At 37.6% G+C, this 13,200-nt stretch carries 8 protein-coding genes; all 8 read left to right on the top strand.

The features are described 5' to 3' along the window. The first annotated feature begins 1 nt into the window (after position 1). The 8 genes from LUA90_RS17385 to LUA90_RS17350 all read left to right on the top strand — a co-directional run bounded on the left by LUA90_RS17385 (position 2) and on the right by LUA90_RS17350 (position 13,199). The gene (locus tag LUA90_RS17385) at positions 2 to 1,552 is read left to right on the top strand and encodes a RagB/SusD family nutrient uptake outer membrane protein (RefSeq protein ID WP_231463307.1); all 1,551 of its coding nucleotides are present in this window, start codon (positions 2 to 4) and stop codon (positions 1,550 to 1,552) included. 11 nt (positions 1,553 to 1,563) lie between these two features. Further along, positions 1,564 to 2,451, top strand: coding sequence for a LamG domain-containing protein (locus LUA90_RS17380; RefSeq protein ID WP_231463309.1), 888 nt, complete (start codon positions 1,564 to 1,566; stop codon positions 2,449 to 2,451). A gap of 440 nt (positions 2,452 to 2,891) precedes the next feature. Further along, a complete protein-coding gene (locus LUA90_RS17375) occupies positions 2,892 to 5,906 on the top strand; it encodes a TonB-dependent receptor (RefSeq protein ID WP_231463311.1) in 3,015 nt (1,004 codons plus the stop codon). An 11-nt stretch (positions 5,907 to 5,917) separates the two neighbouring features. Next, a complete protein-coding gene (locus LUA90_RS17370; protein WP_231463313.1) occupies positions 5,918 to 7,402 on the top strand; it encodes a RagB/SusD family nutrient uptake outer membrane protein in 1,485 nt (494 codons plus the stop codon). Positions 7,403 to 7,420: 18 nt separating this feature from the next. Further along, the gene (locus LUA90_RS17365; protein ID WP_231463315.1) at positions 7,421 to 8,251 is read left to right on the top strand and encodes a LamG domain-containing protein; all 831 of its coding nucleotides are present in this window, start codon (positions 7,421 to 7,423) and stop codon (positions 8,249 to 8,251) included. A 73-nt stretch (positions 8,252 to 8,324) separates the two neighbouring features. Beyond that, complete coding sequence (locus LUA90_RS17360) at positions 8,325 to 9,992, top strand: glucoamylase family protein (RefSeq protein WP_231491895.1); 1,668 nt, start codon at positions 8,325 to 8,327, stop codon at positions 9,990 to 9,992. Between the two features lie 15 nt (positions 9,993 to 10,007). Beyond that, a complete protein-coding gene (locus tag LUA90_RS17355) occupies positions 10,008 to 11,375 on the top strand; it encodes a glucoamylase family protein (RefSeq protein ID WP_231463318.1) in 1,368 nt (455 codons plus the stop codon). 78 nt (positions 11,376 to 11,453) lie between these two features. Then, positions 11,454 to 13,199 carry a discoidin domain-containing protein gene (locus LUA90_RS17350; RefSeq protein ID WP_231463320.1) on the top strand — a complete coding sequence of 582 codons (1,746 nt, stop codon included), beginning with the start codon at positions 11,454 to 11,456 and terminating at the stop codon, positions 13,197 to 13,199. Position 13,200 lies beyond the last annotated feature (1 nt).

The following is a 13,200-nucleotide window of genomic DNA, read 5'->3' as shown; positions in this document are numbered from 1 at the left end:
GATGAAAATATTCAATAATTATAAAAGAAACATTGCACTTGGCATATTGGCCATTGTTGCAGCTTCGACAAATTCGGGTTGTCAAAAATTTTTAGATACCCAAAGGCAAGGTGAATATACTGCCGATGATTACCCTTATCCGCAGGGTGGAACGCCTTATGATACTTTTTTGTTCTCTGCATATAGTGCACTAAGAGCATACAATTACATATCGGATGGTTTCATGGTTGCAACTAGCATCAGAAGTGATGATGCTGATAAAGGCAGTACGCCTACAGATGGCGGTGCCGATGTAATCGCAATGGATAACTTCCCTGCTTTAACCAACGGAAGGGTTAACACGTTATGGACAGAATATTACACCATGATTAATAGATGTAATACCATTATCGACCAAATTTATAATAACCCGGATATTATAGCTAATGACCAGCAAAAAATTCAGGCTGAAGCAGAGGCTAGATTTCTACGTGGATATTCATATTTCTTCCTCGTTAGAGCCTATGGCAGAGTTCCAAAAATTGATAAAGTTTTGGATGTAACTTCAAACATAGCTCAGAGTAGCCCGGAAGTAATTTATGCTTTGGTAGAATCCGACATGCAATTTGCAGCGGCAAATTTACCCTTGAGCTGGCCAAGTAAATTCATCGGTCGCCCTACGAAAGGTTCGGCAAATGGCATTTTAGCCAAAGCTTATCTTTACCAAAAAAAATGGGGTATGGCGATGTCTGCAGCCAGTCAGGTTATGAATTCAGGGCAATACGATTTAAGCGTATCTTATAATGACATCTTCAGCGAAAAAGGTGAAAATAGTAGAGAATCCGTATTTGAAATTCAAGCAACTGCGAGTGCAACAGTCCAAACTGCCAATGGTGTACAATATGCAAGTATTCAGGGCACAAGAGGAAATACTACCGAATGGAACAGAGGTTGGGGCTGGAACTCACCAAGTGCCGCTCTGGAAGCAGCTTATGAGGCCAACGACCCTAGAAAAGCCAGAACAATCCTTTACAGCAGTATTGCAGGTAAAGATAACTTTACTTTATATGGTCAAAAAGCGCCGCTTTATCCAAGCGAAGTGCCAAATTTAAAATACAACCATAAAGTTTTAGTGAATCCAACTTACATTGCTGCATATAATAACCGTGGTGGTTGGTGGATGAATGTTAGAATTCTTCGCTATGCGGATATCGTTTTAATGTTTGCAGAAGCTGCAAACGAAGTTGGTGGAGCAGCAAATACAACTTTAGCCCTAGATGCATTGAATAGCATTAGAACAAGAGCAAGAATTGGCGCACCGGCAGGCACATTGCCAAACATAACTACAACTGATCAAAATGCATTGAGAAATGCAATCAGACAAGAAAGAAGGATTGAATTAGCTATGGAACATGAGCGCTTTTTTGATATTGTACGTTGGGGAATTGATGCTGAAGCGATGCAAGCCGCAGGCAAAACAAGTTATAATCCTAATAGAGATAGATTGTTACCCATACCGCAACAGCAAATTGATTTAAGTAAAGGTGTATTAACTCAAAATAACGGTTACTAATTTATATAAAAATGAAAAGATCAAAAATATATAAGTTGAGATATTTATTGGCTTTTATACCAGTTCTCTCCTTATTTTCATCTTGTGAGAAAGATGGAAATCCAAATAATTTACCTGAATTAGATCCCAATGATTATGCTGGCACGGTTGGAGGCTTCAAAACATCAGATGAAATACTTAAAGATAATTTAGTTGCATATTTTAGTTTTGATGATACCTACAATGAAAAACTAACAAATACAGCACCAACTTCTAAAACCGGAGATTCGTTTGTGGACGGTTTTAAAGGTAAAGCATTGAATTTAAATGCAGGTTACCTTTATTACGCCACTCAATTTGCTGCCTTTAAGCAAGAAGCTTTTAAAAGCTTTACCATTAGCCAATGGATACAAATATCAAACAATGGATCCAAAAGAACGATGTTAACACAGTTTGCTCGTCCCGGTATTTTTGATGGAAATTTAGACATTAGGTTAAACACAAACAGTTATCCGGCAAGCAACATTGATGTACTTAAAGTTGGCCCAAGATTCTCAACAATCGGTGGTGGTTCTCAAGATAATCTGAACGCAACTAAAACACCAAAAATTGGACCCGGAAATTGGGTTCATTTAGTTTTAAGTTATAATGGCTTAACAGGAAGATTCAATATTTTAACCAATGGTGAAAACATCGGCAGCTATTCTGATAGAGGAACTGGAAATAACTTATTTAAATCGAACGAGCCAAATGAATTAATTATTGGGGCAAATTATAACCTCATTCCTGGTAAATCTGTAAGCACAAATACAGAATATGGCTTAATGACTGGCAAGATAGATGAAGTAAAAATCTATAATGCTTTTATGCCTGACGCAGTTGTTAAAGCAATGTATGATTTAACCGTTGCCGGAAAATAATTTACAGATAATCTTTTTTAATGGGAATCTAAAAAAATAGATTCCCATTTTTTCTAAGATATGTAGATTTGTTAAGTATTTATTCCTGTATGCTATACAAGTTAAACATGGTTGCTAAACTTTGTTTACAACCGTACCGGGAACGATTGCATTTAACAACATTTTTATTACATAACCATTTCACATCACTACATCATTACCTCTCAAAAGCATTTTTCTACATCACAAAAACACTTCGTGTACTTTTTACACTTGTGTAGCTTTAATTTATCAGTTTCCATTTTAAAAACTGTGTTTTTAGCCTGTTTTCGTATTTGGTATTCATTTTTGAGATAGTATTCTTTTCATGTTGATGTACTAATGTTGAGGTAGAAACACTTGCACAAGCAAAAAAACAACCTCACATTTATCTTAACAATTAAACTAAATTTTAATAAAGCATGAAAAGAATCTTTACAAGAATTTCTGTTCTGGCCGTATTTTGTTTACTCGCAATTAACGTAGCATTTGCGCAAAACATTACTGTAAAAGGTATAGTGAGAGATGGAGGTGATAAAACCACCATCCCTAGCGTAAGCGTATTAGTTAAAGGGACAACAATTGGTACACAAACAGATGCATCGGGAGCGTATAGCATTAGCGCACCAGCAAACGCAACATTAGTATTCCAATACTTAGGTTACACCTCACAAGAAGTTGCTGTTGGTAACCGTACTACAGTAAATGTAGAATTACAATCATCATCACAGCAATTAGAGCAGGTAGTTGTTGTTGGTTATGGTACTCAAAGAAAAGTAGATGTTACCGGTTCAGTAGCGACCGTAAAAGGAGAGGAAATCTCTAAACAAGCATCAGTAAACCCAATTAGTGCATTACAAGGTAAAGTTGCCGGTGTAAACATCACCAATTCTGGTGCACCTGGTTCATCTCCAAAAATCACAATTCGTGGTACGGGTACTATTTATGGTAACACCGGTGTTTTATACGTAGTAGATGGAGTTTGGTATGATGATGTTACTTTCTTAAACCCTAGCGACATTGAAAGTACAAGTATTTTAAAAGATGCATCGTCACAATCGATTTATGGTATCAGAGCGGCGAATGGAGTTGTTTTAATCACTACAAACAGAGGTAAAAAAGGCGAAGCAACTATTAGCTATAATGGTTCTGTAGGTTTTAAAGCTGTAACTAACCAGGTCGAAATGGCAAATGCATCTGAGTATGCAACGCTTATCAACGAATTATCAGCAATTAATGGTGCTAACCCGTTATTTTCTAATCCGGCATCATTCGGTACTGGAACAAACTGGTATAATCAGGTTTTAAGAAACGCATTACAAACCAATCATCAGATTTCGGTTAATGGTGGCGCAGAAAAAACAACTTACAATTTCTCTTTAGGTTATACCAAAGAAGATGGTATTGTTAAAACAGAAGGATGGGAACGTTACACCGCTAAATTATCAAACGACTTCCAAATCTTAAAGCCATTAAAAGTTGGTTATACAGTATCTGGTACAGCAATAAGCTCAAGAGATAAAGATGATGGCATTTTTCGCCAGCTTTATGCAGCAGGCCCGGTAGTTCCGGTTTATTATGCTGATGGTAGTTATGGTGATGCGAATGATTTTAGCTTAGGTGGTGGTAACAACTTCAATCCACAAGTTACAATCGATTATTTTAATCAAATATCAAGAAACTATCGTATTACAGGTAATGTTTATGCAGAATTAAACTTCGCTAAAAACTTCACATTTAGAACAAGTGCAGGTGGTGATTTTGGTCAGAACGAGGTTAGAGGTTACACACCTTTATACGCTGCAACTCAGGGTCAACGTACTACACAAAGTACATTAAGAGTTAACAGAAACGAAACCAGAAACTGGATTTTAGAAAATACATTAACCTACAAAAACACTTTTGGCGAGCATAATTTAACGGTTTTAGCTGGACAAACCGCTCAAAGAAGAAAATCTTTCTTTACAAATGCAACTGCATTTGATGTGCCTTACACCAGTGATGGTGATTTATATCTATCATTAGGAACTGCAGCAACGCGTACTATTGTTGATGGTGGTAGCTTAGGTACTTCTGCATCATATTTCGGACGTGTTAATTATTCATTTAAAGATCGTTATTTATTAAACGCTACTTTACGTGCTGATGCTGCCTCGCAATTTTATGGCGGTGGAGACCTTTGGGGTTATTTCCCTTCAATTGGTGCGGGTTGGGTTCTAAGTAGTGAAGACTTCATGAAAGACCAAAAGGTTTTCAATTACTTAAAATTAAAAGGTTCTTGGGGTAAAGTTGGTAACGCAGGTGTACCAGTAAATCCAACTACTTTAACGGTTAGCCAAGGCGGAAGTTTAGTAGCCTTTTACAATGGTGTAGGTTACACAGGTGCAAGTATCGATATGATTGTTCCTACCTTCTTAAACTGGGAAAGAACTGTTGGTACTGATATTGGTTTAGAAGCTAGATTTTTGGATAACCGTTTAAGCATCGAAACTGGTGTTTACAACAAGAAAACGCAACAGGCAATCTTCGGTATTCCGGTATTTTCATCTCTTGGTACATCATCAGGAAGATTAATTGGAAACCAGGCAGATATCCAAAACCGTGGTTTCGAGTTTTTAGGAACTTGGTCTGATAAAACTGCTGGTGGTTTGAGGTATTCAGTTAGCGGTAACATTGGTATCAATAACAACAAAATTTTATCTGTTGTAACTGGTAAAAACCCAATTTATGATGGTGGAGCTGGTATCGCAAATGGTGCTCTAGCAACATACACTGTAGAAGGTGGACCAATTGGTGCATTTTACGGTTATGATGTAGCAGGAATTTTCCAGACTACTGCAGAAGCTTCTTCTTCAGCTCAACCACTTGCTAAACCAGGAGATTTTAAATATGTTGACCAAAATGGTGATGGTATTATCGATGGAAAAGACCGCGTTGTTTTAGGTAATCCAAACCCTAAATTTAATTACGGAATAAGTACAAGCTTTGATTATAAAAACTTCGATTTCTCATTCGATGTTCAAGGTGTAGCTGGTGTTGATGTTTACAACGCAAACTTAGCTTACCGTTTCGGTAACGAGAACTTTAGCAAAGATTTCTATGATAACAGATGGCGTGGTGCTGGTACATCTAATACCTACCCTTCTGTAAGTATTGGTTCTACAGCTAATGCAGCTCCAAACTCATTCTATGTTGAAGATGGTTCATACATCCGTTTAAGAAATGTACAATTAGGTTATTCATTACCTTCTTCATTAATGAATAAATGGAAAACACAAAGAGTTAGATTTTTCGTTGATGCTCAAAACGCAATTAACTTATTTGGCTACAGAGGATTTACACCAGAAATTGGTGGTAACCCAGGTAGTTCAGGTATAGATGCAAGTGTTTACCCACTATCTGCAACTTATAGATTAGGTCTTCAAGTTACTTTCTAATTAATAAAGCGATGAAATTAAATTATAAAAATACTTATATACAAAAAATTGGAGTGATTGCAATTTGCTCTAGTCTTTTTGCTTTGCCTGCATGTAAAAAAAGCTTTTTAGATGTAGAACCGCAGGCACAACAACCAGCAGTATCTTTCTGGAAAACTCAGGAAGATGCCACTAAAGGGGTTAATGCTATTTATGCTAACCTTAGAAGCTGGGAAAACACCGCTTTTCCGGCCTTGGCTGTAGAGAGCATTGGTGGCGATGACGCTGAAAAAGGTAGCTCTGCAAATGATGCCAGTTATTTAAACAGTTTTGATAATTATACGGTAACATCTACTGAAGGCCAATTATTAGGCTTTTGGACTGGTCAGTATAAAAACATCAACTATTGTAACCAGGTTTTAGATAACGTTCCAAACATTTCGATGGATGCGAACTTAAAATCACGTTATTTAGCTGAAGCAAAATTTGTTCGTGCTTATTCTTATTTCAGATTAGTAAGAGCATTTGGCGATGTGCCATTGCGTTTAAACGTTGCAAAAGATGTTAGTGAATATAACATTCCAAGAACACCTAAGGCACAAATTTATGCAGCTATCGAAAAAGATTTAGCTGATGCTGCTGCTGCATTACCTCAAGCGTATGCTTCTGCAGATATTGGTCGTGCTACAAAAGGTGCTGCAATGGCTTTAAATGCTAAAGTTGCAATGTATCAAGGCAAATGGGATCAGGTTTTAAGCCTAACAAATTCAGTAATGGGTATGGGTTACAATTTAGTTCCGAATTTTGAGCAAGGTTTCCGTTTAAACAACGAAAACAGCGTAGAGTCTGTATTTGAAATTCAATGCGAAATTATTCCTTCAATTGCAGGTTCTGCAACTTCACAGTATAGCCAAGTGCAAGGTGTTAGGGGTTCTGTTGGGGGTTGGGGTTTTAACGTTCCAACAGCTACTTTAGCAGCTGCCTTTGAAACTGGTGACCCAAGAAGAGATGCAACAATCATTTTTAGAGGCGAAACTACTCCACAAGGTGATGCGATTGCGGCAACTGGCGATAATCCAATGTACAACCAGAAATCTTATGTTCCGTTTAACTTAATCATTACCGGTTTTAACGAAGGTGCCCAGCAAAATGTTAGGGTAATCCGCTTTGCTGATGTATTATTAATGAATGCTGAAGCAGCTAATGAAACTAATAATGCAGCCTTAGCCAGAACATCTTTAAACCGTGTACGTGCAAGAGCAAGAAATGGCGCTGCAGGTATTCTTCCTGATGTAACTACTTCTGATAAGGAAACATTACGCCAGGCAATTTGGAAAGAAAGACAAGTAGAATTGGCAATGGAATCTGATCGTTATTTTGATGTAATCCGTCAGGGTCGTGGTACAGCTGTATTCGGACCAAAAGGTTGGAAAGCTGGCAAAAATGAAGTTTGGCCAATTCCATCAAACGAGATTGATATCAGCGTAGGTGTGTTAACACAAAATCCAGGTTATTAATTGTTTATTTCAATAAAAATGAAAACAAAATATTTCTTATTAATGGCAGCTGTAACCCTGGGGTTATCATCTTGCCAAAAAGAATTTGACCCATCTAGCTATGCTCCGGCATTAAACATTGGTGGTTTCACAAGTTCTAAACAGATTGGTGCTGCAAATTTAGTTGCATACTGGGCTTTCGATGGCAGTTTAATTGATAGCGTATCAAACACAGCAGGAACAAATACAGGTACAAGTTTTGGTGTGGGTGTTAAAGGTAAATCATTACAAGGTGCTACAGATAGCTATTTCTTGAGTGTGCCATCTACTAAAGTAACTGGTTTAAAAAGCTTTACCATTACAGAGTGGGTAAATACACCTGCTCCATCAAACGGTATCATTGGCCTTTTCAGCCTTTCTAATAAATCTCAGTTTTGGGGAAATTTAGAAGTGTTTATCGAAAATGGTAGTACAAATGATAATGCAACATTAAAATTTGTATTTACAAACAATGGCACTGGCGATAAAACTTATACAGTAAGTAACGTTGTAAACTTCTTTGGTAAATGGAATGCATTGGCATTTTCTTATGATGAAGCAACAGCTACTATTAAGGTTTTTGTGAATGGCTCTAGGGTTAGCGTTGGTAAAATTGATGGATTAAGTGGTCCGTTAAACTTTGTTAACTCCGGCAACCTGGTTTTCGGAACTACACAGTTCATGACTACGCCAAGCCAAACAACAAGCCACGGTAAAGAACCTTGGGCTAGCTATTTAACAGGTAAGTTAGATGAAGTTAAGATTTTCAATAAAGTATTAACTGAAGAAGAAGTTGGATACCTTGCTAAGTTAGAAGGTAGAGGTAAATAATCTTACCAACTCAAATATTAAGGCAATAAACAATTAAGGGTTGCCAATTGGCAACCCTTTTTAATTACATGTAATGATAAAAGTATATCCATTAATTCTAATTATCTCTCTTTTCTTCTTTGCATGCAAAAAAGGCAGCACACCTGCTCCTATTGATCCGGTAGTACCACCAACCTCTTTCTCTTTTTCAGATTTAAAAGTAAACGGAACATTTACAGGTTTTACTTATTATGGATTAAACAATATCCCGGTTGTAAAACTCACATTTTCATCCCCAATTAATCTCTCTTCCATCAACGGAAACATAACATTAACAGATGCAGCAGGAACAATTACTGCATTTACCTCAACTTTAGAAAACAATGATAATACTGTTGTAATTACACCTTCCGTAGGATTACAACCGATTACAAAATATACATTAACTGCAAGCACAAATTTACTATCAAAAGCAGGCACAAAATTACAAAGCAACGTTACCGTTAATTTAATTACCGCGGTTGACGATGCAGATAAATTTCCTCGCATAAGCGATGAAGAATTGTTAACACTGGTTCAAAAGCAAACCTTTAAATATTTCTGGGATTTTGGCCACCCAAATAGTGGTTTAGCAAGAGAACGAAATACAGCCGGAAACACCGTAACTTCTGGAGGTTCAGGATTTGGCATAATGGCCCTAGTTACGGGTGTAAACAGAAATTTTATCAGCAGAGCTGAAGGATTAGCAAGAATGCAGAAAATTGTTGCTTTCTTGAAAACCGCAGAACGTTTCCACGGGGCTTACCCACATTGGCTTGATGGAAATACTGGTAAAGTTATTCCATTTAGTACAAAAGATAATGGTGGCGACTTAGTCGAAACTTCATTTTTAATGGCTGGATTAATTACAGCCCGCCAATATTTTAATGGCGCCGATGCAAATGAAACTACCTTAAGAGCAGACATTAATGCAATCTACAATGGTGTAGAATGGAGTTGGTATCGTAGAGATAACAGCAATACACTTTATTGGCATTGGAGTCCAAACTACAACTGGGACATGAACCTTCCGATTAAAGGCTGGAATGAGTGCCTAATTACCTACGTTATGGCTTCTGCATCTACAACTTACAATGTTCCAAAAACGGTTTATGATAATGGTTGGGCGCAAAATGGTGCAATGAGAAATGGTAATACTTATTATGGCGTTCAGTTACCTTTAGGCCCACCAAGTGGTGGCCCACTTTTCTTCTCTCATTATTCTTTCCTTGGGATAAACCCCAAAGGCTTAACCGATGCTTATGCCAATTACGAAACACAAACCAAGGCACATGCTCAAATCAATTATAACTATTGCAAAGCAAATCCGATAGGATATTATGGCTACAGTGAAAATTGTTGGGGCTTAACAGCAAGTGATATTAGTGGAGGTTATACGGCCAGTTCACCTACTAACGACGTTGGTGTAATTGCGCCAACCGCAGCACTTTCATCATTTCCGTATACACCAAACGAATCAATGGCTGCTTTAAAATATTTCTATTATAAATTGGGTAATAAAACCTGGGGAGATTATGGTTTTTATGATGCTTTCTCTTTGAAAGACCAATGGTTCGCATCCTCAACCTTAGCCATTGATCAGGGCCCGATAATCGTAATGATTGAAAACTACCGTACAAATTTAATTTGGAATCTGTTTATGAGCGCACCCGAGGTTAAAGCGGGTATGCGAAATCTGGGTTTCTCTAGTCCAAATCTATAATACATCTCTACCTTGATGAAATTTACACTAAAAACATTTTTAATTATTCTAATCGGCGCAAGTAGCCAAATTACTGCTTGTGCCCAATCTTTCGAGAGCATAAAAGCAGCACCTGCAATTAAGAAAAATCTAACTGATGATCAATTGCTGGATGTTGTGCAAAAACAAACCTTCCAATATTTTTGGGATGGTGCAGAACCTAATTCGGGAGCTGGCAGAGAAAGATATCATGAAGACAACATCTACCCTGAGAATGATAAAAGTACCGTTGCAACTGGCGCTACAGGCTTTGGATTAATGGCAATCTTGAGCGGAATAGATAGAGGTTATGTGACCAAAAAAGATGGTTTGGCACGTTTAAATAAAATCTTAAATTTTCTGGAAAAGGCAGATCGCTTTCATGGCGCATGGCCACATTGGATTTATGGTGAAACCGGAAAGGTTCGTCCGTTTGGAAGAAAAGACAATGGCGGCGATTTAGTAGAAACTTCTTTTGTTGCACAGGCTTTAATCTGCATCAATCAATATTATAAAAAAGGAACAACTGCAGAGAAGGCTTTGGCTAAAAAAGCTGATGAACTTTGGCGTGGTATAGATTTTAATTGGTACCGTAACGGAGGACAAAATGTACTTTACTGGCATTGGTCGCCCGAATATAGGTGGGAAATGAATTTTCCTGTTAAAGGTTATAACGAGTGTTTGATTATGTATGTTCTAGCCGCTTCCTCTCCTACTCATACTGTTCCGGCTTCAGTTTATCACGAAGGTTGGGCTCGAAAAGGAGAAATTAAAGCAAATTTTGAATTATACGGCCATCCGTTTACAATGGATTATCAAGGTCAAAAAAATTCTGTAGGGCCACTGTTTTGGGCACATTATTCATATTTAGGTTTAAACCCGAAAGGCTTAAAAGATCGTTATGCAGATTATTGGCAAAATAACGTAAATCATACATTAGCCATTCACGATTATTGCGTAAAAAACCCAAAGGGCTTTAAAGGATACGGTGAAAACAATTGGGGATTAACAGCAAGTTATTCTGTTAAAGGTTATGCAGCTCATAATCCGCAGGAAGATTTTGGCGTAATTTCTCCAACGGCTGCAATTTCATCTATTCCTTACACACCTAAAGAGTCCATCAAAGTTATCAGACATCTTTATGAGAATTTAGGCGATAAAGTTTGGGGAAAATATGGTTTTTATGATGCTTTTTCAGAAACTGATAATTGGTACCCAAAACGCTATTTAGGCATAGACCAAGGACCAATGGTGGTTATGATTGAAAACTATCGCTCTGGTTTGTTATGGAAGTTATTTATGAGCAGCCCTGATGTTAAGAAAGGCCTGGTTAAATTGGATTTTAAAAGCCCTGGATTAAAATAGATCGTCATTGCGAGGCACGAAGCAATCTCTTTCTTCTGAGATTGCTTCGTGCCTCGCAATGACGTAATTACTTTAACTATGAAGAAAACCATACTAACATTTTTCCTTATCACCATTGTTTTTACGGCGTTTGCGCAGAAGCAAAAAACATACTGTAATCCAATCAACGTAGATTATGGCTACACGCCTTTCGAATCTTTTACAGAATGGGGCCGGCATCGGGCAACTGCAGACCCGGTTATAGTTAATTACAAAGGCGAATATTTGTTATTCAGCACAAACCAGTGGGGCTATTGGCACAGTTCAGACATGCTAAACTGGAAATTTATAGAACGTAAGTTTCTTCGCCCATGGAATAAAACCAAAGATGAACTTTGCGCTCCCGGCGTTGGCATAATAGGCGATACAGTTGTAGTTTTTGGAAGTACTTACACTAAAAATTTCACCTTGTGGGGAAGTACCGATCCATTAGGCAATAAATGGTTTCCTTTGGTCGATTCACTTGAAATTGGCGGATGGGACCCTGCGTTTTTTACTGATGACGATGGCAAATTTTACATGTACAATGGCAGCAGTAATAATTACCCAATGTATGGCGTAGAGTTAGATAGAAAAACATTTAAACCAATAGGTACACGCATGCCAATGTATTTACTGCAAAGCTGGAGATATGGATGGCAACGTTTCGGTGAATACATGGATGATACTTTTCTCGATCCTTTTGCAGAAGGCGCATGGATGACCAAGCACAACGGAAAATATTATTTTCAATATGGTGCACCCGGAACAGAATTTAGTGGGTATTCGGATGGTGTTGTTGTGGGTACAAAGCCCTTGTTTTACGATAGCCCATTTACACCACAATCCGACCCTTTGAGTTATAAAGGTGGTGGATTTTCTCGAGGCGCTGGTCATGGTGCAACCTTTCAAGATAACAACAAACAGTATTGGCACATTTCTACCAGCATAATTTGCGTTAAAAATACCTGGGAAAGAAGAATGGGTATTTGGCCTACAGGTTTCGATAAAGACGATGTGATGTGGACAAATACTGCCTTTGGCGATTATCCGCTATATCTGCCATCTGAAAGAAAAGAAGGCGGACCAGCCGGACCGGGGTGGATGCTGATTAATTATAAAAAACCAGTTACGGTTTCATCAACATTGGGTTCATTTAATGCAAATAACGCTGTCGATGAAAGTATAAAAACCTATTGGAGTGCAAAAACATCCAACAACGGAGAATGGATTCAAACCGATTTAGGAAGTTTAGCTACGGTAAATGCCATTCAGATAAATTATGCAGATCAGGATGCTGAATTTTTGGGCAAACAAATAGGCATCTTCCATCAATATAAAATTTTATCGTCTGTTGATGGAAAAAATTGGACAACCCTTGTAGATAAAAGCCAAAATAAAACTGATGTTCCGCATGATTACATCGAGCTAGAAAAACCTGTAAAAACAAGATTTATAAAAATGGTAAATATCCACATGCCTACCGGAAAATTTGCAATAAGTGGTTTAAGAGTATTTGGAAACGGTAACGGACAAAAACCTGATGCTGTTAAAAATTTAATTGTTTTAAGAACCGAAAAAGATAAGCGTAGTGCATACATCAAATGGCAGCCAGTTGATAATGCTTTTGCCTATAATTTGTATTATGGTACAGCGCCAGATAAGCTTTACAACTGCATTATGATACACGATTTTAATGAGCATTGGTTTAAAGCAATGGATAGTCAAAAAGCATATTATTTCTCAATTGAAGCGATAAATGAAAATGGTGTATCATCAAAAACTGATGTTAAAAAAGTAGAATAGT

This window comes from Pedobacter sp. Leaf170, assembly GCF_920984665.1.
In the GTDB taxonomy this organism is placed as follows: Bacteria; Bacteroidota; Bacteroidia; order Sphingobacteriales; family Sphingobacteriaceae; genus Pedobacter.
The sequence above is the reverse complement of the archived record's forward strand: the minus strand, read 5'-3'. Positions and strand labels throughout refer to the sequence as shown.